Consider the following 24,209-nt stretch of genomic DNA (forward strand, 5'->3'; position numbering starts at 1 on the left):
CTATCTCCATGTACGTCTATCGCATCATGCTGTTCCTGGTATTTGGCGGCTACCTGCTATCGCCGCTGTTGATGAGCGGCTGGGTGGTACCGGGCAGCGCCTGGTACCGCCCCTTCGTCATCTGGGGGGCGCTGATTGCCCTCTCTGTGTGGCTCGAGCAGAAGAGGCGACTCGATGAACGCTGATGGGAGCCTTGTGGGTATCGTGCTGCTCGGCGGTGGCTATGTCGCCCTGCTGTTCCTGGTTGCCCTGGCCGTGGAGCGCGGCTTAATTTCGCGGCGAGTCGCCCAGCATCCCGCCGCCTACACCTTGGCGCTGGGAGTCTATGCCAGTGCCTGGGCCATCTATGGCAGCGTGGAGATTGCGAGCGTGGCGGGATATGGCTATCTCGCCTACTACCTGGGCGTGGCCGGCGCCTTTCTATTGGCACCGGTGTTGCTGCTGCCGATACAGCGCATGACCCGCACCTATCAGCTGGCGTCGCTTGCCGACCTGTTCGCTTTCCGCTTCCGCTCACGCTGGGTCGGTACGCTGATCGCCCTGGTCAGCCTGGTGGCGGTGCTGCCGCTGCTCGCCTTGCAGGTCAAGAGTCTGGGCGTCACGCTCTACCTGATGAGCGGCAGCGCTTCGCCTGAGCTGCTGGCGCTGGCGTTCTGCGCGGTAATCGCACTGTTTGCGATGCTGTTCGGTGCCCGTCATACCTCGCCGCAGGCGCGTCATGACGTGCTGCTGGTGACGATCGCCTTCTCATCGCTGGTCAAGCTTACGACCATGCTGGCCATCGGTGGTGTGGTACTGTTCGGTATCTTCCATGGCCCCGCCGACCTGCAAGCCTGGCTCGATGGCCCGGGCGCTGCCGAGCAGGCCACCATCGTTCCCTTCGACTCGGGCCAGTGGCGCACCCTGCTGCTGCTGTTCTTCGCCGCCTCGTTTCTGATGCCGCACATGTTTCACATGACCTTTGCCGAGCCGCTCTCGCGCCACTCGCTGCTACAGACCGGCTGGAGCCTGTCGCTCTATCTGCTGCTCATGGCTCTGCCGGTGCCGTTGATTCTGTGGGGAGCTCAATCTGTCGGTGGCGACAGCGCTGCGCTGGGCAGCGCCTATCTAGCGTTCGGGCTCTCCCAGGCCTGGTGGGTCGATGCACTGGCGTTCATTGCCGGCCTGGCGGCAGCCAGCGCCACCATCATCGTCATCTCCCTGGCCCTCTCCGGGATGCTACTCAATCACCTGGTGCTGGTGGCAAGCCCACCGGTGCGCCAACCGGACCTCTACCGTTGGCTGCGCTGGCTACGACGCGGGCTGATCGTCTTGGTGATACTGGGCAGCTGGCTGCTTTATCGCTTCGTCGGCGTCGAGCACAACCTGACCACCCTCGGCATCACCGCCTTCGTGGGCATGGCCCAGTGCCTGCCCGGCATGCTGGCCGTACTCTACTGGCCGGGGGCCAACCGCAAGGGGATGGTCTCGGGGCTCGCCGTGGGGCTTGCCATCTGGCTACTCGGCCTGTGGCTCCCGCTACTCACCGGGCAGCCGGGGCTGGTACTCATCCCCCCCGGTCTGGAGGCACTGAGCGATCAGCCGAGCTGGTACGTGGTGACACTGGTGGCGCTAGCCGCCAACAGCCTCACCTTCATTCTGGTCTCGCTGATCACCCACACTTCGGAGGGGGAACGAGCCGCCGCCGAAGCCTGCTCGCTGGATGCGGTGGTACGCCCCAAGCGGCTGCCGCTGCTGGCCCTCAATGGCGAGGAGTTCAAGCGCCAGCTAGGACAGGCCCTGGGCAACGACGTCGCTGAGCGCGAGGTGGACCGCGCCCTGCAGACACTGGGGATATCACCCCAGGAGAGCCGGCCCTACGCCCTGCGCCGCCTGCGTGACCGCATCCAGGCCAATCTGTCGGGGCTGATGGGGCCGTCGGTGGCCCAGGACATCGTCGATGCCTTCCTGCCCTATCGCCACGATGGGCGTCGGGCTACCGACGATATCCACTTCGTCGAAAGCCGCCTGGAGGCCTACCGCTCGCAACTGACCGGCCTGGCCCGTGAGCTCGACGGTCTGCGCCGCTATCACCGGCGTACCCTAGCCGAACTGCCTATTGGCCTGTGCGCCTTTGGCGACGATGATGAACTGCTGATGTGGAACGACGCCCTGGCGGAGCTGACCGGCATCAGTAGTGCCAGCGTACTCGGAGCGCACCGCGACAGCCTCCCTGCCCCCTGGAGCGAGTTGCTCGGGCGCATCCTGACCCAGCGACAGAGCCACCTCTACAAGCAGCCGGTAGAGCTGAGCACGGGCTTGCACCACCTGAGCCTACACAAGGCGGTGCTGAGTGGCGGCGATGATGAACGTGGTGGCAGTATCATCCTGATCGAGGATCACAGTGAGATGAAGTGGCTTGAAGACGAACTGGTACATGCCGCGCGCCTGGCCTCGATCGGCCAACTCGCTGCCGGCGTGGCCCATGAGATCGGCAACCCCATCACCGGCATTTCATCGCTTGCCCAGAATCTGCGTTATGACACGAGTGACCCCGAGATTCTGGAGACTGCCGACCAGATTCAGCTGCTGACCGATCGTGTCTCACGCATCGTCAGCTCGTTGATCGGCTTCGCCCATGGTGGGCGCCACGTTCAAGGAGCTCTCTTCAGCGAGGTCGCGCCACGCCAGATCGCCGATGAAGCCCTGCATTTGATCCACCTCGCCCGCTCGGGACATGATGTGGTGTATCGTAACCAGTGCCCCGGCGAGCTGCGGATCTGGGGCGATGCCCAGCGCCTGGTCCAAGTGCTGGTCAACCTGCTGAGCAACGCCCGCGACGCCAGCCCCGACGGGGGCGAAATCGTGATAGACGCCGTCGCCGAGGACCATGGCGTCACGCTCACCGTCACCGACGATGGCCAGGGAATCGACAGCCACATGCGCGACCGCCTGTTCGAGCCCTTCACCACGACCAAGCCCCCCGGCGAAGGGACAGGCCTGGGACTGCCGCTGGTCTACAGCATCGTGGCCGAGCATGGCGGACAGATCCATATCGATTCACCGCCCCCGGGGCGCGAACGCGGCACCCGCATCCGTTTGTGGCTGCCCACCACCAGAGAGGATGGCGACAACCAAGATGAGACGGATTCTGATCGTTGAAGACGAAATCATCATCCGCAGCGCCTTGAAACGTCTGCTGGAGCGCCATGACTACCAGGTGAGCGAGGCCGGTTCGGTGGCCGATGCGCTGGCTCTGGAGCCGCAACGCTTCGACCTGGTGATCAGCGATCTTCGCCTGCCCGGCGATGCCGGGACCGAATTGATCAGACTCTCCGCACCGACTCCAGTGTTGATCATGACCAGCTACGCCAGCATGCGCTCGGCGGTGGATGCGCTAAAGCAGGGGGCCGTGGACTATATCGCCAAGCCCTTCGACCATGACGAGCTGATCGCGACGGTGACCCGGACTCTGCGCTACGCCCTCGAGCCGGCAGCGCAAGCCGACCTCCCTAGCCGTGCGGCAGCGCAGACGATGATCGGCGAGTGTCAGGCCATGCAGGATGTCTATATCCGGATCCGCAAGACCGCCCCGGCGGACGTGACAGTGCTTATCCAGGGTGAGTCGGGCACCGGCAAGGAACTCGTCGCCAAGGCGATTCACTACCAGAGTAAACGCGCCGAGGCGCCGCTGATCTGCGTCAATTGCGCGGCTATCCCCGAAACCCTGATCGAGTCGGAACTCTTCGGCCACGAGAAGGGCGCCTTTACCGGAGCGAGCAACGCGCGCACCGGCCTGGTCGAGGCCGCCGATGGCGGCACGCTGTTCCTCGACGAGATCGGCGAATTGCCTCTCGATGCCCAGGCTCGCCTACTTCGCGTACTGCAGGAGGGGGAGATCCGCAAAGTTGGCTCGATCGAGACGCGTCATGTCGATGTGCGACTGATCGCCGCCACCCACCGCGACCTATGCTCCCTTTCCAAGAGCGGTGAGTTTCGCCTCGATCTCTACTACCGCCTCAATGTGATGCAGATCAACCTGCCACCGCTGCGCGACCGCGAAGAGGATATACTCAAGCTCGCCGACGTGCTGCTCGACGCTGCCTGTCGACGACATGGGCGGGAGGGATTGAAACTGTCACGCTCGGCACGCCGCGATCTATACGGCTACCCATGGCCTGGTAATGTTCGCGAACTCGAGAATGCCCTCGAGCGTGGCGTCATTCTCGCCGAAGGACACCTGATTCATCCAGACGATCTCGGCCTACCCGTGTCGCCATCTCGGCGTGCACCACCACCGCATGGCGATGTGAATACGCGCCATCTTTCTCCCCAGCCGGAGTCGAGCGGCGAACTCGATGGGGAGGACCTCTCGCTCGAGGATTATTTTCAGCATTTCGTCCTCGAGCATCAGGACGTCATGAGCGAGACGGAGCTGGCACAGAAGCTCGGTATCAGTCGCAAATGCTTATGGGAGCGACGTCAGCGCCTCGGCATCCCGCGCAAGAGAAGTACCCGCGGCCGCACCACAGGGTGATTCCCGCCACTCCCCCTGTTACAACCCGACCATGGTCTAAGCGCATCGCTCGCCCCATAAGGATACTTTCCTTCCCCATAGCCGGCATGAAATGCACCACTTGTTACCATCCAACACAGGGTTTGCACCACGAGGCTCTCAAAGCGGTAACACAAGCGCCGTATCTTATAGTCCAAGCGGAACAAAAAAACCGTAACCATCTGTGTAAAAAGATTATTTCCCAGAATGGCACAGCGGCTGCACTAACTAAGTCAAGAAAAACAATATCCGGAACTGCCGGTCGCCACGCTTAAGGCCAACAAGAACAATAGGCGCACCGCAGTACAGCTCGACAGCCAACAACAACAATCTGTCGGGAGAAGACACGTGAATCGCGGTTGTGAGTAACAACAACAAATCGCCGCAGTCACGCTTCGACGCCAATAAATCCAATATCGTCGAAGGTCCGGAAGACAAACCAGGACGCGACGCATCGAGAAAGGGTAAAACAAGAACTCTCCCCTTCAGAGATGCACTTTCGGCAATAAGAACAACAAGCCGAAAGAAGGTAGCCCCCTACCGTCGTGGTTGGATTATTGTTTTGAATACGAGGCGGTTGCCACCAGGAAAGTCAATAATAACAAGATTTTGCTTGCCTGCCGACTCCTTGGCGACTGTGGTGCGTATTCAAGGCGATGCGCCATCACGAAGAAAAAACAGCAGCACGGAAGCTGAACACATGCTTGGGGGAGGCCATATGGCCTCCCCTTATATATTGCGCGCAGTGTCGACCCATGCCTGACTTCTCAGATCGAATAGGTTTCCAAGGTGTCGGTGGTCGGCTACACTTGTATTTTCGCCCATAGCGAGTCGATATCGCTGCATGTTCAAAGGATTTACCCGCTTTCTTCAGCGTCCCGGAGCAGGTTTGAGAACCCTTTTCGCAAGCCAGGATGGCATTTCCGAACCGCCACGGCTACGCGTCATTCCGCGTGACGAACATCCTGTTTCACGCAAACAGTTCAGCGACTCTGCGCTCAAGGTTCTCTATCGTCTGCATAACGCAGGATTTGAGGCCTACCTCGTTGGAGGCTGCATCCGCGACTCGCTACTGGGCAAGACGCCCAAGGACTTCGACGTCGCCACCGACGCCACTCCCGAGCAGCTCCGAGATCTGTTTCGTAACTCCAGGATCATTGGCCGACGCTTTCGCATCGTGCATGTGCGTTTCGGCCGCGATGTGATCGAGGTCACCACCTTCCGCGGGCGACCCAACGACGACCACGGTCAGCACCTTTCGCACCAATCTGATGAGGGACTGCTGCTGCGCGACAATGTCTGGGGCAACATCGAAGAGGATGCCCTGCGTCGTGACTTCACCGTCAATGCCCTCTACTACAATATTGCCGACTTCTCGATTCATGACTGGGCCGACGGGATTCGCGATATCGAGAACCGCACCCTGCGCCTGATCGGCGATCCTGCAACGCGCTACCGCGAGGATCCGGTGCGCATGCTGCGGGCCATTCGCTTTGCCGCCAAGCTCGACTTTCAGCTCGATGTGGCTACGGAGGCGCCGATCCGCGAACTCGCACCGCTACTGCTGCAGATCCCCCCGGCTCGACTGTTCGATGAGATCCTCAAACTCCTGCTGGCCGGCCATGCCCTGAACACCTTCCGTCTGCTTCGCCACTATGGCCTGTTTGCCATGCTGTTTCCGGAAGCCGATGAAGCCATGGTCGAACTGCCCTGGGCCGAGGTACTGTTCGAGCGTGCCCTGGCCAATACCGATAACCGTATCCGTGAGGAGCGCCCCGTTACCCCGGCGTTTCTGTTTGGCGCCCTGTTGTGGCCAGGAGTGACGCAGCGGCTGGCTCGCCTCGAGGCAGAGGGCATGCCCTCCGTCCCGGCGCTGCAGGTTGCCTCTCAACAGGCCGTGTCGCGTCAGCTGCAGCACATCTCGATTCCTAAGCGCTTCAGCTTACCCATGCGCGATATCTGGGACCTTCAGCAGCGCCTGCCCAGGCGCCATGGCAAGCGCGCCTTCCAGACCCGCGACCATCCGCGCTTTCGAGCCGCGTATGATTTTCTGCTGCTGCGTGAAGAGGCCGGCGAGATCGCCCCCGGTCTGGGTCACTGGTGGACGGCCTTCCAAGAAGCCGATGAGCATGAGAAGCGTCGCTTGCTGAATAAAGTTGACAGCGATCCCGCCGGTACCAGTGGGCCGCGCAAGCGCCGTCCACGCAAGCGCCGTCGTCCGTCCGCCCCCTCAAGTCAGAATGAGTGAGGCGAGTCAGCAGCGGGCCTATATCGGCCTTGGCAGCAATCTCGAAGACCCTTACCGGCAGATAATGCGAGCGCTCGAGGCGCTTGACCGTCTGCCGGTGAGTCGCCTGGCGGGGCACTCACCGTTATATGCCAGCGCTCCCCATGGTCCCAAGGATCAGCCCGACTTCATCAATGCCGTGGCCGCCCTCGATACCCGTCTCTCGCCGCTGGCGCTGCTCGACCAGCTGCAAGTGCTGGAACAGCGCCAGCGGCGCAAGCGCCTGCGCCACTGGGGCCCGCGTACCCTCGATCTCGATCTACTGCTCTATGGCGATCGCTGCATCGACCACCCACGCCTGCGCCTACCACACCCTCATATGACCAGCCGTGGCTTCGTGCTGACGCCCCTGGCCAAACTGGCCCCTCATCTATGCTTGCCTGACGGACGCGAGATCGGCCCCCTGGCTCTCGCCCAACACAGCGATGATTTGCGGGAACTGTTACCTCAAAGGTAGAGTTGCCCCTCTTTTGTTACCGTTCCACACTTGGCTCCACCACGGTAACATCGCATGTCACGTCAGCACGACGGCCATCACTTGGCACGTCCACTCAATAATGATGAGATCGAAGCCTATGAAATCGGTCACCCTAGGTACGCTGCAGGCCTGCAAGCGCGCCGGTGAAGCATTTAGCTGCCTGACGGCCTATGATGCCTCCTTTGCCCGCGCCGCAAGCGACGCTGGCATCGAGGTCCTGCTGGTCGGCGACTCCCTTGGCATGGTGCTGCAGGGTCATGCCAGCACGCTCCCGGTCACGCTTGACAATATCTGCTATCACACGCGATGCGCCGCTCGTGGCAAGGGGGCTAGCCTGCTGATGGTCGATCTACCCTTCATGAGCAACTCGAGCCTCGAGCGCCTGCTGCAGGATGCCGGCGAGCTGATGCGCGCCGGAGCCGAACTGGTCAAGGTCGAGGGCGAAGCCTGGATGGCGGAGGGCATTCGCGAGCTGACCCGCCGCGGCGTGCCGATCTGCGCCCACCTCGGCCTCACTCCCCAGACGGTTTATCAACTCGGCGGCTACAAGGTGCAGGGGCGTGAAGCGGAGCGCGCCGAGCAGATCGTCAACGATGCCCGCACTTTGGTCGAGGCGGGCGCTTCGGTCATCCTATTGGAGTGCGTGCCGGCAAGCCTCGGCCGCGCAGTGCGCGATGCCGTGGACGTGCCGGTCATCGGTATCGGTGCTGGCCCGGATGTGGATGGTCAGATACTGGTCATGCACGATGTGCTCGGCGTCACACATGGCCGCACGCCGCGCTTCGTGAAGAATTTCATGGCCGATGCCGACGATATCCCGAGCGCCTTTCGCCGCTACCACGAGGAGGTCAAGGCGCGCCGCTTCCCTGCCGAGGAGCACTGCTTCTGATGCATACGCTCTCTTCCCCCATCGAGTTACGTCAAGTCCTAGCAAGCGCCCGCCGCGAGGGTCGGCGCATCGCCCTCGTGCCGACCATGGGCAACCTCCACCAGGGGCACCTGACCCTGATTGCCGAGGCGCGCGCAAGCGCCGACCTGGTGGTGGCCACGATCTTCGTCAACCCACTGCAGTTCGGTGCCGGCGAGGATCTGGATGCCTATCCCCGCACGCTTGCCGACGATCAGGCCGGCCTGGAGGCGTCGGGCTGCGATCTGCTGTTCACGCCCAATACCGCCGCGATCTACCCTCAGGGGCTTGAGCATCACGCACGGGTCCGGGTACCCATCGTCAGCGAAGGATTGTGTGGCGGTTCACGCCCCGGTCACTTCGATGGCGTGGCCACCGTGGTCGCCATGCTATTCAATCTGGTACAACCGAATATCGCCTATTTCGGCGAGAAGGATTACCAGCAGTTGGCCGTGATTCGCCAACTGGTCGCCGATCTGCACTACCCTATCGAGATCATCGGGGTACCCACCGTGCGCGCCGAGGATGGCCTGGCGCTATCGTCACGCAACGGCTATCTCAACGAGGAGGAGCGCCGCCGGGCACCTGGGCTCTACCGCACGCTCTGCGAGTTGCGTGACGAGTTGCTCGAGGGGCGGGCGCTCTCTGCCGCTCTCGATGAGGCCTTGCGGCGTCTGAGCGAGCGCGGGTTCGCACCCGACTATCTCGAAGTCCGCGCAGCCGATCTCGGGCCGGTCCAGGCACAGACCCGCCAGCTGATCATTCTCGCTGCGGCGCGTCTCGGGCCTACGAGGCTGATCGACAATCTTGCCCTGACTCTTCCCTGATATCGCTGATTCTTCGACTGTCAAGAGAATCGCCCGGTTTCCCACTACACTCAGATGACGAGCGCGGCGGAGCGCGCTCTCCTCAGGCCTACCACCTATTGGCCATTGCCGCAGTGCACAACGCTCTCTTATCCTGAAGAGGCAGTTCCTACAAAATCAAGGAGTCTCCCATGCAAGATGTGGTGATCGTCGCGGCACGCCGCACCGCTATTGGCACCTTCGGTGGCTCGCTGGCCGGTATCGCCGCCAGCGACCTCGGAGCTCTGGTCATCAAGGATCTTCTCGCCCAGACCGGCGTCTCCCCCGACCAGGTGGACGAAGTCCTGCTCGGCCAGGTACTCACCGCAGGTGTTGGCCAGAACCCTGCTCGCCAAGCGGCGATCAAGGCCGGCCTGCCCAGCGGCGTGCCGGCCATGACCATCAACAAGGTCTGTGGCTCCGGCCTGAAGGCGCTGCATCTGGCCACCCAGGCGATTCGCTGTGGTGACGCCGAGCTGATCATCGCCGGTGGCCAGGAGAACATGTCGATGTCACCTCACGTGCTGCCCAATTCGCGCAACGGTCAGCGCATGGGTGATTGGAAGGCCATCGATACCATGGTTCACGATGGCCTGTGGGATGCCTTCAATGACTATCACATGGGCATTACCGCCGAGAACCTAGCCGAGAAGTACGGCATTACCCGCGAGGAAATGGATGAGTTCGCTGCCGCCTCGCAGCAGAAGGCCGCCGCCGCCATCGACGCTGGCAAGTTCAAGGGCCAGATCGTGCCGGTGGAGATTCCTCAGCGCAAGGGGGATTCCATCGTCTTCGATACCGACGAGGGGCCACGCGCCGGCATCACTGCCGACAAACTCGCCGGCATGCGGCCTGCCTTCAAGAAGGATGGCACCATCACCGCCGGTAACGCGTCTTCGATCAACGATGGCGCCGCCGCAGTGATGATCTGCTCGGCCGAGAAGGCCAAGGCGCTGGGGCTCACCCCGCTGGCGCGCATCGCCGGATACGCCAATGCCGGAGTCGATCCGGCCATCATGGGCATCGGTCCTGCCCCCGCGACGCGGCGCTGTCTGGAGAAGGCCGGCTGGTCGCTGGATGATCTCGATCTGGTCGAAGCCAACGAAGCCTTCGCCGCCCAGGCACTCTCCGTCAACAAGGAGTTGGGCTGGGACACCTCAAAGGTCAACGTCAACGGCGGCGCCATCGCCCTTGGCCATCCCATCGGCGCCTCTGGCTGCCGCGTGCTGATCACGCTGCTGCACGAGATGATCGCCCGGGATGCCAAGAAGGGGCTCGCCACGCTATGTATCGGTGGTGGCCAGGGCGTGGCACTGGCCATCGAACGGTAGTCTTTCGCTGCAGAGGAACGCTGCCGCCACTCACAAGCAAAAACGCCCGCGACATCGTCGCGGGCGTTTGCGTCACGTCAGGCGTTCGATCACTCGACGGCGATCTCGGCGGCTTCGAAGGCCGCCTTCTCTTCCGGTGTGATCTCCTTCATGGAGAGCTTCACGCGGTTGCGATTGTCGATATCCAGCACCTTGACGATCACCTCGTCGCCCTCGTTCAGGAAATCGCGCACATCGTTGACGCGCTCCTGGACGATCTGCGAGATGTGCACCAGTCCGTCGGTACCCGGCATGATGTTGATGAAGGCACCGAAGTCGGCGATGCGCACCACCTTGCCCTTGTAGAGCTTGCCGATCTCGGCTTCGGCGGTGATCGCCAGCACCGTGTCGATGGCGCGCTTGGCGGCTGCCTTGTCCTCGGCGTAGATGCGCACCGTGCCGTCATCATCCAGATCGATAGAGGCCCCGGTATCCTCGCAGATCTTGCGGATGGTGGCGCCGCCCTTGCCGATCACGTCGCGAATCTTGTCGGGGTCGATCTTGATGGTCGCCATCGATGGCGCATTTTCCGACACTTCGCTGCGGCTCTGGGCGATGACCCGGTTCATCTGCTCGAGAATCGAGAGACGTGCGTCATGCGCCTGCTGCAGCGCCTGCTCCATGATCTCTTCGTTGATGCCTTCGATCTTAATGTCCATCTGCAGGGCGGTCACGCCCTCGGCGGAGCCAGCCACCTTGAAGTCCATGTCGCCAAGGTGGTCCTCGTCACCCAGGATATCGGTCAACACGGCGAACTTGTCGCCATCCTTGACCAGACCCATGGCGATGCCCGCCACCGGCGACTTGAGCGGCACACCGGCATCCATCAACGCCAGCGAGGTGCCACAGACCGAGGCCATAGAGCTCGAGCCGTTGGACTCGGTGATCTCGGAGACCACGCGAATGGTGTAGGGGAAGTCCGCCTCGGAGGGCAGCATCGCCTGCACGCCACGTCGCGCCAGACGGCCGTGACCGATCTCGCGGCGCTTGGGGCCGCCCATGAAGCCGGCTTCGCCCACACAGTAGGGGGGGAAATTGTAATGCAGCAGGAAGCGATCCTTGCGCTCGCCTTCCAGGGATTCGATAAGCTGTGCATCGCGTAGGGTGCCTAGCGTTGCAATTACCATGGCCTGGGTCTCACCGCGGGTGAAGAGCGCCGAACCGTGGGTCTTGGGCAGCACGCCGACCTCGATATCGAGGGGCCTTACGGTCTTGTGATCGCGACCGTCGATACGCGGCTCGCCACTGGTGACCCGAGCGCGCACCACACGCTTCTCGAGGCTGGCAAAGGCACCCGCCACCTCGTCGGTGCTGAACTTGCCCTCGCCTTCACCGGCAAGCTGCTCGATCGCCTCGGCCTTGGCCGCGGACAGCGCGTCCTGACGCGCCATCTTGTTGGTGATGCGATAGGCATCGCCGATCTTGGCTTCAAAGCCACTCTTCACGGCGTCCTTGAGCGGAACGTTCTCGGCGGCGGGCTGCCAATCCCACTTGGGCTTGCCGGTCTGCGCCACCAGCTCGTTGATGGCGCCGATCGCGACCTGCATCTCCTCGTGGGCGAACAGCACTGCGCCCAGCATTTCGTCTTCCAGCAGCTCCTTGGCCTCGGACTCGACCATCAGCACGGCCTTGTCGGTACCGGCCACCACCATGTCCAGCTCGGACGTGACCAGCTCTTCAACGGTCGGGTTGAGGAAGTAGCCCTGGTCTTCGTTGAAGCCAACCCGCGCCGCACCGATCGGGCCATTGAAGGGCAGGCCGGAGATAGCGAGTGCCGCCGAGGTACCCAGCATCGCCGCGATATCCGGGTCGTGGTTACGATCGGTGGAGAGTACGGTACAGATGATCTGTACCTCGTTCATGAACCCCTTGGGAAAGAGCGGGCGAATCGGGCGGTCGATCAGCCGCGAGGTGAGCGTCTCTTTCTCAGTGGGACGCCCTTCGCGCTTGAAGAAGCCACCGGGAATCTTGCCAACGGCATAGGTCTTTTCCTGATAGAACACCGCTAGCGGGAAGAAATCCTGACCTGGCTTGAGCTCTTTTTTGCCGACCACGGTACACAGCACCACGGTGTCGTCCATGGTGACCTGGACGGCGGCGGTCGCCTGGCGAGCGATACGCCCCGTTTCGAGAGTGACGGTGCTGCGACCGTACTGAAAGCTTTTCTTGACCGGATTCACGGTAACGTCCTTCAACTTGTCTGCATCATGTTTGGGTCGATTTTGACTCGGCCATCATTTTAGGGGCTCGCGCCCTCAAGGGCCAACTATTGGCGAGGCAAGGTCCCTTGAACGCAAAATGGGCAGCCCTCTGGGCTGCCCATCCTGTCCATCCGAACGGCGTCGATCAGCGACGCAGACCCAGACGCTGGATCAGTGCCTGATAGCGCTCGAAATCCTTGCGCTTCAAGTAGTCAAGCAGCTTGCGGCGCTGGTTGACCATGCGGATCAGGCCACGACGCGAGTGGTGATCCTGCTTGTTGGTCTTGAAATGGTCCTGCAGACCATCAATGTTGGCGCTCAGCAGAGCCACCTGAACTTCGGGGGAACCGGTGTCGTTGTCGCCACGGCCGAATTCGTTGACGATCTCGGCCTTCTTTTCAGCGGTCAGTGCCATCTGTCTCTCCAGTAAGCAATATGCCTAGATGATAAATGTCGAAGACCACGCATATTTGCAGTCTTCACGCCTGCGTCCTGCCGCCTCTGACGACAGGTCACGGGTTGCTTCACGCTCCAGCGGCAACGCCGGTGGAGGTATCCAGCAGACGCCGGGGTGCGATTTCCCCCGCCGCCTTGATCATGACCAGGCCCAGAAAGGCCTCGTCACGGTAGAGTCTTACCAGGCTCTGAGCTGGTAATTGGCCAGTATCGGCCCTGCCCACCTGGCCCTGCAAAAGCCGTGCGGCCTGCACGTCATCGACATGCAGCGACGGCAAATGCCTCACCAGTATGTCGACCGGCAGTAGCCTCGCTTCGCGTTGATGCTGATCGACAAGTGCTTCGAGCGAGTCGAGGCCATACATGTCGTCCGCCACGAAGGGGCCGGTTTTGAGGCGCCTGAGCGCAGTGATGTGCGCCCCGCAGCCCAGCTCGCGGCCGATATCCTCGGCCAGAGTACGAATGTAGGTGCCCTTGCTGCAGGCCACCTCGAGGTCGAACACCTCGTCGCCCTGCGCAAGAAGGCGCGTATCATAAACCCTCACGCGCCTGACTGCACGTTCGATCGTCTTGCCCTGCCTTGCCAGTTCATAGAGCGGTCGACCCTGATGCTTCAGCGCCGAGTACATCGGCGGCACCTGCTCGATTTCGCCCCGAAAACGGGCCAGCACCCTTTCCAAGTCGCTGCCGGTATAGCACGGCACCGCATGGCGCTCGATCACTTGTCCCTCGGCATCGCCGGTGTCGGTCACTTCACCCAGTTTGACGCGGGTTCGATAGACTTTGTCGGCCTCAAGCAGATGCGCCGAGAACTTCGTCGCCTCGCCGAAGCAGATCGGCAGCAGCCCGGTGGCCATCGGATCCAGCGTCCCGGTGTGGCCGGCCTTCTGCGCCTGGAACAGACGTCGCACGCGTTGCAGCGCATGATTACTCGACATGCCTTGGGGCTTGTCGAACAGCAGTACGCCATTGATCGGCAAACCGCGACGCCGTCGCGCCATCAGCGCGGCTCCTCGCCACCATCCTCAGGGACATCATCGTCCTGACGCGCACGATCACTGGCCACTGCCTGCTCGATCAGCGATGACAGCTGCTGACCCCGCACCACGCTCTCGTCGTAATGAAAGCGCAGCTCCGGCACGTGACGCAGCTTGATGCGCCGGGCAATCTGGGTGCGCAGGAACCCCGCGGCTCGCTTGAGCACCTTGAGATTCTCCTTGATCCGCTCGGCATCGTTCTCGCCAAGCAGCGTCACATGGACATCGGCATAGCCGAGGTCACGGCTGACCGTGACCCCACTGACGGTGACCATGCCCAGGCGCGGATCCTTGACTTCGCGCTGGATGAGCACCGCCAGCTCCTGCTGCAACTGGTCGGCCACTCGATCGGTTCGCTTGAACTCACGCATGCGCGTCTCTCCTGGCTCGGCTTACAGGCTACGCTCGACCTTGATCTGGTCGAAGACCTCGATCTTGTCGCCCGCCTGGACGTCATTGTAGTTCTTGACGCCGATGCCGCACTCCATGCCATTACGCACTTCGTTGACGTCATCCTTGAAGCGACGCAGCGACTCGAGCTCGCCTTCGTAGATCACCACGTTGTCGCGCAGCACGCGGATCTTCTTGCTGCGATAGACGGTGCCCTCGACGACCATACAGCCGGCCACGGCACCGATCTTCGGCGCGCGGAAGACGTCGCGAACCTCGGCCACGCCGATGATTTCTTCCTTCCACTCCGGCGCCAGCATGCCGCTCATCGCCTGCTTGACCTCGTCGATCAGCTGGTAGATGACGCTGTAGTAGCGCAGATCCAACCCTTCACGCTCGATGATCTCGCGGGCCGACGCGTCGGCGCGTACGTTGAAGCCGACCACGATGGCGTCACTGGCCAATGCCAGGTTGGCGTCGGTACCGGTGATACCGCCCACCCCAGAAGAAACCACAGCGACCTGAACCTCGCCGGTGGAGAGCTCCTCGAGCGCCCCTTTGATCGCTTCCAGCGAACCCTGCACGTCGGCCTTGAGGACGACATTGACCTTGGCCACCTCGTCCTGGCCCATCTGGCTGAACATGTTCTCCAGCTTGGCCTTCTGCTGACGCGCCAGGCGCACCTCGCGGTACTTGCCCTGACGGAAGTTGGCGACTTCACGCGCCTTCTTCTCGTCGGCCACAACCATGAAGTCGTCACCGGCGTCCGGCGTACCGTCGAGGCCTTGGATCTCCACCGGCATCGCCGGGCCGACCGTCTCGACCTGCTGGCCGAGCTCGTTGGTCAGCGCACGCACACGACCATAGTGCAGGCCGGCGAGCACGATATCGCCGCGCTTCAGGGTACCGTTCTGGACCAGCACGGTGGCCACCGGGCCGCGACCCCTGTCGAGACGCGACTCGACCACCACGCCCTTGGCGGGCGCTTCCGGGACGGCCTTGAGCTCGAGTACCTCGGAGACCAGCAGGACCGCCTCGAGCAGTGCATCGATGCCTTCTCCGGTCTTCGCCGAGACGTGCACGAACTGGGTGTCGCCCCCCCACTCCTCGGAGATCACGCCGTGCTGGGAGAGCTCGTTGCGGATCCGGTCGAAGTCGGCGCCTTCCTTGTCGATCTTGTTGACCGCGACCACGATCGGCACTTCCGCTGCCTTGGAGTGCTCGATCGCCTCGATGGTCTGAGGCATCACGCCATCATCGGCGGCGACCACCAGGATCACCACGTCGGTGGCCTTGGCACCGCGAGCACGCATGGCGGTAAACGCCGCGTGGCCCGGGGTATCTAGGAAGGTCACGCCACCATGCTGATCTTCCACATGGTAGGCACCGATATGCTGGGTGATGCCACCGGCTTCGCCGGTGGCGACCTTGGCCTTGCGGATGTAGTCGAGCAGCGAGGTCTTGCCGTGGTCGACGTGACCCATGACCGTGACCACCGGCGCGCGGGTGATCTCCTCGCCCTCGTAGGAGATGCCTTCGAGCATTTCGGTCTCGAGGGCATCGTCCTTGATCAGCTTGGGCGTGTGGCCCATCTCCTCGACGACGATTGCCGCGGTATCCTGATCGATGGTCTGGTTGATGGTCACCGCGGCACCCATGGTGAACATCGCCTTGATCACCTCGTTGGCCTTGATCGACATCTTGTCGGCAAGCTCGGCCACGCTGATCGATTCAGGAATCGTCACTTCGCGCACGATAGGCTGGGTCGGCTTCTGGAAGCCGTGCTTGCCACCGCTGCTGCTGCTATCGCGTCCGCCACGGCGAGTCCCGCGACGCTCGGCGCGCTTGACCTTCTTGCCGCCACCCCCACGGCGACGCTCGTCGCGCTCGCTGCGATCGTCATCGTCCTGACGGCCCTTCTTGGCAGCCGTCTTCTTGGGTGGTGCCGTACGGCGGTCGCTACGACCCTCCTTGGGCGGCGCCGGCGGCTGATCGGCATCGCTGGGCTGGTCATCGAGAACCGGCACCGATACCTCAGGTGCCCTCGCCTCGGGTACCGGCTCAGGCTCGGCAGCCTTGGCCGACTCCACGCGCGCCGCTTCCTCGGCGGCCTTGGCCTGGGCAGCGCTCTCCGCGGCTGCCTCGGCCTCGACCCTGGCCTGCTGCTGCGAGTTGGCCATGTCGCCGACCAACTGGCGCGGCCCGCTCTCCTGCACCGGCTCCGGCGCGGGCTCTTCCTCGGCGCGCTTGACGTAGGTGCGCTTCTTGCGCACCTGAACCTCGATGGTCTTGCCGCGCTCGCCGGTCTTGATCCGACTCTTGGTCTGGCGCGTCAAGGTGATGCGATTCTTGACGCCGCGACCACCCCCGTGGCTTGTGGTCAGGTGGTCGAGCAGGCGTTGCTTGTCCTCTTCGGACACCGCGTCGCCCTCGGACTTGTGTGGCAGTCCGGCCTCTTTCATCTGTTCCAGCAGGCGGGGGACTTCGCGTCCCACCTTCGCTGCAAAATCCTTAACGGTCATTTCTGACATTACGACCCTCCTGAGCCCGTGACCTGATTACTGTTCGCTCTCGAACCAAGGCGCACGGGCAGTCATGATCAATGCCGCGGCGCGCTCCTCGTCCACGCCTTCGATATCCTTGATATCGTCAACGGACTGCTCGGCAAGATCCTCCATCGTGACCACACCCCGGCTAGCCAGGATGAAGGCCAGATGACGCTCCATACCCTCCATCTCGAGCAGATCGTCGGCGGGCTGTGCGCCGTCGAGCTGCTCTTCGGAGGCGATTGCCAGGTTCAACAGCTCGTCTTTCGCGCGTGCACGCAGCTCTTCGACGAGATCCTCGTCGAATTCATCGATCTCAAGCATCTCTTCAAGCGGCACGTAGGCGATCTCTTCAAGAGAGGTGAACCCCTCCTCGACCAGCACCCGTGCCAATTCATCGTCGATTTCCAAGTGGTTGATGAAGTGCTCCACCAGGCTATCGATTTCCTGCTCGCGCTTGCCCTCGGCCTCCTCTTCCGTCATTACATTGAGCCGCCAGCCCGTCAGTTCGGATGCCAAGCGCACGTTCTGTCCACTACGGCCGATGGCCTGGGCAAGATTGTCCTCGGCGACGGCGACATCCATCGAGTGGCTGTCTTCGTCGACGAGAATGGAGCCGACATCCGCCGGCGCCATGGCATTGATCACCAGCTGGGCGGGGTTGTCATCCCAAAGGATAATATCCACTCGCTCATTCTGCAGCTCGGTAGAGACCGCCTGCACACGCGAACCGCGCATGCCGACACAGGCCCCGACCGGATCGATACGGCGATCGTTGGTCTTGACCGCGATCTTGGCTCGGGAGCCAGGGTCGCGGGCAGCACCCTTGATTTCGATGAGCTGCTCGGCAATCTCCGGCACCTCGATCTTGAACAGCTCGATGATCAGCTCGGGGCAGGTGCGTGACAGGATCAGCTGCGAGCCACGCGCGTCTGCGTCAACCTTGACCAGCAGGGCACGCACACGCTCGTTCATGCGGTAGCGCTCGCCGGGGATCATCTCGCTACGCGGCAGAAAGGCTTCGGCATTCTCGCCAAGATCGAGGATCAACCCCTCGCGGGTGGTCTTCTTGACGATACCGGCCACCAGCTCGCCTTCACGCTCGGCGTATTGGCGCACCACCTCGGCACGCTCGGCCTCGCGCACCTTCTGCACGATGACCTGCTTGGCGGTCTGCGCGGCAATGCGACCGAAGGCGGCGTTCTCGATGCGCTCCTCGACCACATCGCCAAGGGCCAGAGGGGGATCGCGGCGCTCGGCGTAGCTGAGCTTGATCTGGGCATCGGGGCCGTCGAAATCATCGTCCTCGACCACTTCCCAGCGCCGGAATGTCTCGTAATCGCCAGTGGTGCGATTGATCTTGACCCGGACGCTGACTTCCTGATCCTCGAAGCGCTTGCGGGATGCGCTCGCCAAGGCGGCTTCCACTGCCTCGAAAATCACATCCCGGGGCACGCCCTTCTCGTTCGAGATCACATCAACGACCGCCAGAATCTCTTTGCTCATGCCTTTGCCTCGCCAGAAAACCAGTCCTTATGCATCTGCATCGATCTACTCCTCGCTCTCAGTCGTCGAACTGGGGCACAACGCGTGCCTGATCGATACCTTCGATGGGAAAGCAGTACTCCTCGCCATCGACATGCACGAGTATCTCGTCGCCCTCGATGCCAGCCAGGAGACCCTGATACTTGCGCCGTCCGTCAAACGACGAGCGTAGCTTGAGCGCCACGACATGGCCCTTGAAGCGCTCGAAATGATCGAGCGTGTAGAGCGGCCGGTCCAGGCCCGGCGACGACACCTCAAGGCGATATTCGCCGGCGACCGGTTCCTCGACGTCGAACACCGCACTCACCTGACGGCTGATATCCGCGCAGTTCTCCACCGACACCCCGTCCGGACCATCGATATAGATCACCAGCCGAGAGTGCTTACCCTGGGCAAGATAGTCGATTCCCCATAGCTCGAAGCCCATGGAAGCGACTACCGGTTCAACAAGCGCGTAGAGCGCGGCGTCCTTGATTGACACGACGAAAACTCCTACAGCCGTTGCGTCAGGCACCTGGCCGGGAGATGAAGGGGAGCTAGGTGACTGCTTGGCGTGTGATCCACACCGGCTGTTAACGATTGAACGGCTAACAGTTGAGCTGCTAACAAAAAGCCCCTTCACTGGAAGGGGCCTTTTACAAGAAACCTTTATCACCACTGGCCGTTTGGCCAAATGGTAGCGGGGACCGGATTTGAACCGATGACCTTCGGGTTATGAGCCCGACGAGCTACCAGACGTCGGTGTGATCCGCCTTGACGCGAATCTTGACGTTGTAGTCGATGACGCGTTTGACCGCGACGAGGATCTTCATAGGCAATTCTCCCGATTCGTTTCAGCAGCCTGAGTTAAGTCGCTAATTAATTCTGCATTGCAAAACTAAATTTCATTTTATAAAGACGATAAAAAACTGCAGCACTGCGGTCAAGCCTCGCCACGACGATCACTAGGGAGCGAACAGGAACCAGACGGCCAGCAGGGGAATACAGGCCAGCAGGAATCGCGCATTCCAGCGATAGCCGATGCGCGTCGATGCGACACCGGTGAAGCGCGACAGGATCAACATCGAGGCAGTCATCGGCGAAGACATCATCGACAGCGCCCAGCCCGCCATCAGCGAAGCACCGATCAGCGCAGGCGACAGCGCTTCAATGGGTAACACCGGCAACAGGCCGACGGTCAGCGTCACGGTAACGATGGGATTGACGCCGACCTGGGCCAACACCACCACCATTAGCATCGCCAACACGGCATTGGCTGCTCCCAGCGGCTCGAGCACCGCTACCAGCGGCCCCAGGCTTGCCAACGGGACCAGCGCCACGCACAAGTGACCGAGATAGCCCGCCGCCCCCAGCACTACCACCTCGTTGCCAATGGGTGCCAGCAGCCACGGCAATTGTCGATGCAGGCTGGCCAGCGCCGCCGGCATACCGAACATGCCGAGCCGACGTCGCTGCCAGGCAAGCCAGGCGAACGCACCGAGCGGGGCCCCCATCAAGGCGGCGATGGGCAGCCGAACCTCCAGCATCCAGGCCAGCAGAAACACCAGTGACACGATCCCCAGCAGCAGCAGGCAGAACCACCCCAAAGGCGCTAGCGAAGGAACCCTCTGTGATGCATGTCGCGCGGCGGGGTGCGGACCGGTGAGATGATCGATTCCCCAACCCACCAGGAAGATGACCAGCGCCGCTCCGATCACGTAGGGTGCCAGATCGAGCCAGAGTAGCTCGGGCAGGCTGGAGAGCACGACCGCCACCCCGATGCCCATGGGCGAGATCAGCGGCGCCAGCGAGAAACCGCGCAACAAGGCTAGCATCATCCGACGTTGGCGCGCCTGCTGTACCCAGGCGCGCCCTTGGGCTGCCGCCAGGGTGTTGCTCTTCTCGATCATGCCGGCAAACAGGTTGAGCACGCCAATGTTGAGGATGATGCCGAACAGCGCCGAGCCGGCGGAGAGGATAGGGTATCGCCGCCCCGGGGGTTGCAGCAGCATGGCTTCGCCGCAGCGACGTACCAGCCGTGAGCGGTAGGCCGGCAGGCGCAACAGGCTGAGTGCCACCACGAAGGTGGCGAAGAAGGCGAAGCGGCCGGCCGCCTCGAACAGCAGCCGGCCAGGGGTATCGCTACGCCATAGCACGACCAGGCTCAGTGTCGCAGCGGCCACGAGCAGGCAACGAGCCATGAACGAGAGTTGCCCCACCAGAGTGACCAGGTAGGCGGTCAGCGCCATTACCGCAAGGCCCTGCATCCACGTGCTGGTAAATACCAAGTGGCCCAGGGTCGCCAGGGTAACCAGCGCCAGCAGGCCGGCGCGTTGCCGCGCCACTGTCACTCGGCCATGCCTTCCGGCGATTCGCTTCCGCTGCGCCGTCGGAACGAACCTTCGGCGATGGCCAGCAGTTCATCCTGTGCAGCAGTGACCTCGCCGCTCGCCATGTAGACCTTGCGCCCGCCACCGCGCACCCGGCCGGTGGCCCGCAGTACGCCGAGCCCAGCGGGACCCACGAATGTCGTCGTCAGCGACAGGGTCATGCCACGGCGAACCCGGCCAGGAACATCGCAATAGAGCCCGGCCAGGCTCAGGGCGCTATCGAGCATGGAGGTGAGCACACCGCCGTGAACGATACCGCTGCGGTTGAGGTGGCGCTCGTTGGCCACCAGCTCGACCACGGCGATCCCCGCCGACCACTCCACCACACGCATGCCGAGCAGCTCGTGGTAGCCCATCAGCGCCGACGGAACACCTTCGCTCATTCGGCTCCCTCCCGGCCGGCCAAGTCGCGCAGGCGTCCCTTGAGGATCTTGCCGCTGGCAGTGGCCGGCAGCACGTCCATCAACACCAGTTGCGTAGGTCGCTTGTACGGGGCCAGGCGCTCGGCGATGAAAGCCTTGAGCTCATCCTCTCGGAGCGTGGCGCCGGGCTCGCACTGGACGAAGGCGACCACTTCCTCGTTGCCGGCCACCTGGCGTCCCACCACCGCCGACAGGGTGATATCCGGATGTTCGTTGATCACTGCCTCGACGTCGGGAGGATAGATGTTGAAGCCGGAGCGAATGATCAGCTCCTTGCTGCGGCCGACGATATAGAGCTGATCACCCTCATCGAAGCGGGCGATATCGCCGGTGTTGAGCCAGCCCTCTTCAGTGAGGCAGGCGCGGGTAGCGGCCGACTGGCGAAAGTAGCCTTTCATCACGTTGGGACCACGCACCCAGAGTTCGCCGACGCCTTCATGGGTAGGCTCACCCTCGCCGGCCTCACCCAGCGCCTCGAGCCGATACTCCAGAAGCGGCAATATGCGGCCCACGGTATTGCTGTCGAAGCGGTCGTCGATGCGCGTCTGGCTGATGGTCGGGCTCGCCTCGGTGAGGCCATAGCCGTTGTGCAGCGTCAGTCCGAACAGCGCCTGGACCCGCCCCTTGAGGTCGCTGTCGAGCGGCGAGCCGCCGGCCGAGATATAGCGCAGTTCGGGAGCGGCGAGAGGACGCCCCTCGCGGCGCAGAAACTCAAGCGTGCGCGCGAACATCGCCGGCACCCCCTGCAGCACGGTGATACGCTCATGCTCCAACGCCTCGAGCATGACGGCAGCGTCGAAGCGCGGCACGGTATAGAGACAGGCACCGTTGTAGAGCGAGCCCATGCACACCGACGACAGGCCGAATATGTGAGACATCGGCAGCACACCATAGACGCGCTGGCCCTGACACAGGTGGCGCATGCCCCCCGAGAGCGTGGCGATGAACAGGATACCGCGATGGGTCAGCATCACGCCCTTGGGCGTGCCGGTGGTCCCGGAAGTGTAGATCATCGCCGCGACCTGGTCGGCGCCACTAGCCGCGACCGGCTCCGGCGTCACCTCGGCCAGCGGCGAAAGCCGCAGCCGGCCCAACGAGGGATGCTCATATGTCTCGGCGCCATTGCGCTCGCCGAGGGTCTCGGCATCCGGCGACGCTTCGCTGGTGTAGAACACCCGGCGCGGTTGGCAGTTGTCGCGGATGGCATCGATCTCCTGGGCCGAGAGCCGCGAATTGACGATGGCCACCCAGACGTCGCGTTCGCTCGCCGCCAGAAGCAGCACGACCAGTGCGCGGCAGTTCTCGCTCACGGTCATGATGCGATCGCCCGGACGAATCCCCAGCGTATCGAACCACTCGGCGGCGGCGCGAATCTCGCGCCCCAGCTCGGCGTAGCTCCAGCGGACCTCGCCATCGACCAGCGCCGGCTGATCGGCCAGGCGCTCGGCATTATCCAGTACGCGGCTACTGAGGCGCTCGGGCAGTTCGGCTACCAACTCGCTGGCCCAACGGCCGAAGATAATCTCATCGGGCGCCCGGCGTGTCACCGAAAGTGCCATCAGCTCGCCTCCCGCACCATGTTGCGTGCGATCACCACTTGCTGGATCTGGGTGGTACCTTCATAGATGCGGAACAGGCGCACGTCGCGATAGAAGCGCTCCACCGCGTACTCGGCCATGTAGCCGGCACCGCCGTGAATCTGTACCGCACGATCGGCCACCCGCCCCACCATCTCAGCGCAGAACAGCTTGCAGCACGAGGCGAGTGTGGACACATTCTCGCCAGCATCCTTGCGCCTGGCGGCGTCGAGCACCATGGTACGCCCGGCATAGGTCTCGGTCTTGCTATCGGCAAGCATGGCTTGGATGAGCTGATGATCTGATAGCGCCGAGCCGAATTGCTGTCGTTCCATGGCATAGCGCAAGGACTCCTCGACCAGCCGCTCAGCCACGCCAACGCAGACAGCGGAAATATGCAGCCGCCCACGGTCGAGCACCTTCATGGCAGTCTTGAAGCCCTGCCCCTCCTTGCCCCCGATGATGTTTTCCGCAGGGACACGGCAATTATCGAAGATGATATCGCAGGTGTGCGCCCCTTTCTGGCCCATCTTCTTGTCAGCTGGGCCACGCTTCAGCCCCGGCGTATCGCCTTCGACAATAAAGGCCGAGATGCCTCCTGCACCCTTGTTGTTCGGATCGGTGCGTGCCATCACGGTAAACAGATCGGCCTCGGGACCATTGGTGATATAGCGCTTGGTGCCGTTGAGCACGAAGTGGTCGCCGTCATGTACCGCGGTCGTGCGCAGGCTGGCGGCGTCGGAGCCGGAATCCGGCTCGGTCAGGCAGAAGGAGCTGAGAATCTCGCCCGTGGCCAAGCGTGGCACATACTTGGCCTTCTGTTCCGGCGTGCCGTCGATGAGGATCCCCTGGGCGCCGATGCCGTTGTTGGTACCAAAGACCGAGCGGAAGGCCGGCGAGGTCCTGCCTATCTCCATCGCCACCAGCGACTCCTCCTCCATGGTCAGGCCCAGGCCGCCATACTCCTCCGGTATCGACAGGCCAAAGAGGCCCATCTCCTTCATCTCCTCGAGAAGTTCAACGGGAACGGCATCATCTTCCGCCAGTCGTGACTCATTAGGTATCAAGCGCTCGCGCACGAAGCGAGAAATGGTATCGACGAGCTGATTGAGAAGTTCCGGATCGCGGATCATGGCGTGTCCTCGCGGAGTTGGGATGAACTGAGTCGCGGAATAAGTCTTATTGGGTTGTTCCGCATGGCAAAATTTACGCCCACATTGCTTGTCAGGCACTTTTGCATAGCCT

The 24,209-nt window shown here is 62.6% G+C and carries 19 protein-coding genes and 1 pseudogene; 8 read left to right on the plus strand and 12 right to left on the minus strand.

The features are described from left to right. Positions 1-8 precede the first annotated feature (8 nt). The 8 genes from HJD22_RS09460 to HJD22_RS09495 all read left to right on the plus strand — a co-directional run bounded on the left by HJD22_RS09460 (position 9) and on the right by HJD22_RS09495 (position 10,382). On the plus strand, positions 9-185 hold the full coding sequence (locus HJD22_RS09460) for a hypothetical protein (RefSeq protein WP_208656246.1): 177 nt from the start codon (positions 9-11) through the stop codon (positions 183-185). Beyond that, complete coding sequence (locus HJD22_RS09465; protein ID WP_208656247.1) at positions 175-3,141, plus strand: ATP-binding protein; 2,967 nt, start codon at positions 175-177, stop codon at positions 3,139-3,141. Before HJD22_RS09460 ends, HJD22_RS09465 begins: the two co-directional genes overlap by 11 nt. Beyond that, the gene (locus tag HJD22_RS09470) at positions 3,119-4,516 is read left to right on the plus strand and encodes a sigma-54 dependent transcriptional regulator (protein ID WP_208656248.1); all 1,398 of its coding nucleotides are present in this window, start codon (positions 3,119-3,121) and stop codon (positions 4,514-4,516) included. Before HJD22_RS09465 ends, HJD22_RS09470 begins: the two co-directional genes overlap by 23 nt. A gap of 862 nt (positions 4,517-5,378) precedes the next feature. After that, a complete protein-coding gene (gene pcnB / locus HJD22_RS09475) occupies positions 5,379-6,782 on the plus strand; it encodes a polynucleotide adenylyltransferase PcnB (protein ID WP_208656249.1) in 1,404 nt (467 codons plus the stop codon). Continuing rightward, positions 6,775-7,278 (plus strand): 2-amino-4-hydroxy-6-hydroxymethyldihydropteridine diphosphokinase, encoded by a 504-nt coding sequence (gene folK / locus HJD22_RS09480; RefSeq protein ID WP_208656250.1) that lies wholly within the window; start codon positions 6,775-6,777, stop codon positions 7,276-7,278. The genes pcnB and folK overlap by 8 nt, the downstream gene beginning before the upstream one ends. Before the next feature lie 118 nt (positions 7,279-7,396). Then, complete coding sequence (gene panB, locus HJD22_RS09485) at positions 7,397-8,188, plus strand: 3-methyl-2-oxobutanoate hydroxymethyltransferase (RefSeq protein WP_208656251.1); 792 nt, start codon at positions 7,397-7,399, stop codon at positions 8,186-8,188. Beyond that, entirely contained in the window at positions 8,188-9,033 is an 846-nt protein-coding gene (gene panC, locus HJD22_RS09490) for a pantoate--beta-alanine ligase (RefSeq protein ID WP_208656252.1), read from the plus strand. The genes panB and panC overlap by 1 nt, the downstream gene beginning before the upstream one ends. A gap of 170 nt (positions 9,034-9,203) precedes the next feature. Continuing rightward, positions 9,204-10,382: an acetyl-CoA C-acetyltransferase gene (locus HJD22_RS09495; protein ID WP_208656253.1), complete on the plus strand. Its 1,179-nt coding sequence runs from the start codon at positions 9,204-9,206 to the stop codon at positions 10,380-10,382. 89 nt (positions 10,383-10,471) lie between these two features. Here the strand turns inward: HJD22_RS09495 and pnp are convergent, their stop codons facing one another. From pnp to HJD22_RS09555, 12 genes and pseudogenes are all read right to left on the minus strand, one after another. Next, complete coding sequence (gene pnp, locus HJD22_RS09500) at positions 10,472-12,601, minus strand: polyribonucleotide nucleotidyltransferase (protein WP_208656254.1); 2,130 nt, start codon at positions 12,599-12,601, stop codon at positions 10,472-10,474. A gap of 166 nt (positions 12,602-12,767) precedes the next feature. Further along, the gene (gene rpsO, locus HJD22_RS09505) at positions 12,768-13,037 is read right to left on the minus strand and encodes a 30S ribosomal protein S15 (RefSeq protein ID WP_043512930.1); all 270 of its coding nucleotides are present in this window, start codon (positions 13,035-13,037) and stop codon (positions 12,768-12,770) included. A gap of 109 nt (positions 13,038-13,146) precedes the next feature. After that, entirely contained in the window at positions 13,147-14,079 is a 933-nt protein-coding gene (truB, locus tag HJD22_RS09510) for a tRNA pseudouridine(55) synthase TruB (protein WP_208656255.1), read from the minus strand. Further along, positions 14,079-14,486, minus strand: a complete 408-nt coding sequence (gene rbfA, locus HJD22_RS09515; RefSeq protein ID WP_208656256.1) for a 30S ribosome-binding factor RbfA — start codon at positions 14,484-14,486, stop codon at positions 14,079-14,081. Before rbfA ends, truB begins: the two co-directional genes overlap by 1 nt. Before the next feature lie 21 nt (positions 14,487-14,507). Next, positions 14,508-17,036, minus strand: coding sequence for a translation initiation factor IF-2 (infB, locus tag HJD22_RS09520; RefSeq protein WP_208656257.1), 2,529 nt, complete (start codon positions 17,034-17,036; stop codon positions 14,508-14,510). 27 nt (positions 17,037-17,063) lie between these two features. After that, positions 17,064-18,557, minus strand: coding sequence for a transcription termination factor NusA (gene nusA, locus HJD22_RS09525; protein WP_208656258.1), 1,494 nt, complete (start codon positions 18,555-18,557; stop codon positions 17,064-17,066). 58 nt (positions 18,558-18,615) lie between these two features. Continuing rightward, the gene (gene rimP / locus HJD22_RS09530) at positions 18,616-19,077 is read right to left on the minus strand and encodes a ribosome maturation factor RimP (protein ID WP_208656259.1); all 462 of its coding nucleotides are present in this window, start codon (positions 19,075-19,077) and stop codon (positions 18,616-18,618) included. Between the two features lie 256 nt (positions 19,078-19,333). Next, positions 19,334-19,408: pseudogene (locus HJD22_RS09535) on the minus strand (electron transfer flavoprotein subunit beta/FixA family protein); the annotation flags it as partial. A 132-nt stretch (positions 19,409-19,540) separates the two neighbouring features. After that, a complete protein-coding gene (locus HJD22_RS09540; RefSeq protein ID WP_248730195.1) occupies positions 19,541-20,920 on the minus strand; it encodes a hypothetical protein in 1,380 nt (459 codons plus the stop codon). Positions 20,921-20,922: 2 nt separating this feature from the next. Next, positions 20,923-21,348, minus strand: coding sequence for a PaaI family thioesterase (locus HJD22_RS09545; protein WP_208654113.1), 426 nt, complete (start codon positions 21,346-21,348; stop codon positions 20,923-20,925). Next, the gene (locus HJD22_RS09550; RefSeq protein ID WP_208654112.1) at positions 21,345-22,946 is read right to left on the minus strand and encodes a class I adenylate-forming enzyme family protein; all 1,602 of its coding nucleotides are present in this window, start codon (positions 22,944-22,946) and stop codon (positions 21,345-21,347) included. Before HJD22_RS09550 ends, HJD22_RS09545 begins: the two co-directional genes overlap by 4 nt. Continuing rightward, a complete protein-coding gene (locus HJD22_RS09555; protein WP_208654111.1) occupies positions 22,946-24,097 on the minus strand; it encodes an acyl-CoA dehydrogenase family protein in 1,152 nt (383 codons plus the stop codon). Before HJD22_RS09555 ends, HJD22_RS09550 begins: the two co-directional genes overlap by 1 nt. Positions 24,098-24,209: the final 112 nt, after the last annotated feature.

The sequence above is a fragment of the Halomonas sp. TA22 genome, from assembly GCF_013009075.1.
Taxonomy (GTDB): domain Bacteria; phylum Pseudomonadota; class Gammaproteobacteria; order Pseudomonadales; family Halomonadaceae; genus TA22.

Bases quoted from the DNA above. Each gene is read 5' to 3' on its own strand.
- panB (WP_208656251.1), top strand. From the start codon at position 7,397: ATGAAATCGGTCACCCTAGGTACGCTGCAGGCCTGCAAGCGCGCCGGT.
- rpsO (WP_043512930.1), bottom strand. From the start codon at position 13,037: ATGGCACTGACCGCTGAAAAGAAGGCCGAGATCGTCAACGAATTCGGC.
- folK (WP_208656250.1), top strand. From the start codon at position 6,775: ATGAGTGAGGCGAGTCAGCAGCGGGCCTATATCGGCCTTGGCAGCAAT.
- rbfA (WP_208656256.1), bottom strand. From the start codon at position 14,486: ATGCGTGAGTTCAAGCGAACCGATCGAGTGGCCGACCAGTTGCAGCAG.
- nusA (WP_208656258.1), bottom strand. From the start codon at position 18,557: ATGAGCAAAGAGATTCTGGCGGTCGTTGATGTGATCTCGAACGAGAAG.
- HJD22_RS09470 (WP_208656248.1), top strand. From the start codon at position 3,119: ATGAGACGGATTCTGATCGTTGAAGACGAAATCATCATCCGCAGCGCC.
- truB (WP_208656255.1), bottom strand. From the start codon at position 14,079: ATGGCGCGACGGCGTCGCGGTTTGCCGATCAATGGCGTACTGCTGTTC.
- HJD22_RS09465 (WP_208656247.1), top strand. From the start codon at position 175: ATGAACGCTGATGGGAGCCTTGTGGGTATCGTGCTGCTCGGCGGTGGC.
- HJD22_RS09550 (WP_208654112.1), bottom strand. From the start codon at position 22,946: ATGGCACTTTCGGTGACACGCCGGGCGCCCGATGAGATTATCTTCGGC.
- HJD22_RS09545 (WP_208654113.1), bottom strand. From the start codon at position 21,348: ATGAGCGAAGGTGTTCCGTCGGCGCTGATGGGCTACCACGAGCTGCTC.
- pcnB (WP_208656249.1), top strand. From the start codon at position 5,379: ATGTTCAAAGGATTTACCCGCTTTCTTCAGCGTCCCGGAGCAGGTTTG.
- HJD22_RS09460 (WP_208656246.1), top strand. From the start codon at position 9: ATGTACGTCTATCGCATCATGCTGTTCCTGGTATTTGGCGGCTACCTG.
- HJD22_RS09555 (WP_208654111.1), bottom strand. From the start codon at position 24,097: ATGATCCGCGATCCGGAACTTCTCAATCAGCTCGTCGATACCATTTCT.
- HJD22_RS09495 (WP_208656253.1), top strand. From the start codon at position 9,204: ATGCAAGATGTGGTGATCGTCGCGGCACGCCGCACCGCTATTGGCACC.
- panC (WP_208656252.1), top strand. From the start codon at position 8,188: ATGCATACGCTCTCTTCCCCCATCGAGTTACGTCAAGTCCTAGCAAGC.
- infB (WP_208656257.1), bottom strand. From the start codon at position 17,036: ATGTCAGAAATGACCGTTAAGGATTTTGCAGCGAAGGTGGGACGCGAA.